This is a genomic window from Acinetobacter johnsonii, assembly GCF_048551975.1.
Classification (GTDB): Bacteria; Pseudomonadota; Gammaproteobacteria; order Pseudomonadales; family Moraxellaceae; genus Acinetobacter; species Acinetobacter johnsonii_A.
This window is the reverse complement of the sequence record NZ_JBIMCF010000082.1, coordinates 1-502: the sequence shown is the minus strand read 5'-3', so window position 1 is coordinate 502 and position 502 is coordinate 1. Positions and strand designations below refer to the sequence as shown.

The 502-nt window shown below is 31.1% G+C and carries 1 protein-coding gene; it reads left to right on the top strand.

Annotated features, from left to right (window positions below; all coding sequences use genetic code 11):
- Positions 1-20 precede the first annotated feature (20 nt).
- Positions 21-449, top strand: a complete 429-nt coding sequence (locus ACG9ZB_RS16720; protein WP_000877730.1) for a hypothetical protein — start codon at positions 21-23, stop codon at positions 447-449.
- Positions 450-502: the final 53 nt, after the last annotated feature.

Below are 502 nucleotides of genomic sequence, written 5' to 3'. Positions count from 1 at the left end.
TAGATAAGAGAATTAAATTAGTGAAATACTCAAATGAAAAAATAGTAAAAGCTCTCTTACTTTCTCCTTTACCACTACTTTTTTTCACAGCAGTCCTGTTTATCGTAATGAATCAGGAATACAGCCTATACTCGATTTTAGTGGTTCTTGTAGGGCACGGTCTTGTCTACTTGGCTTATTGTATTTTGACTGTACCTTTCAGCTTCATATTCTCAATTCTTTTAAATCGTTATAACAGTCTTAATTTATTAACTATCTGTATTGCCTCTATAATTATTGCTACTCCATTTTTTATTCTTTTTGGATGGAGTCACACAGGAGAAATTTCGAAAGAGTGGTGGAAGATGTATACAGATACATGGACTATCTTTATGGCTCTATTTCCTGGCTTATGTTATTGGCTATTTCTGATTAACCTAAAAGATAAGAAATCAAAGAATATTGAATAAACCATTGCATAGAGATTCTTAAATTTCCCTAAAATTAACATAATACACGTTAT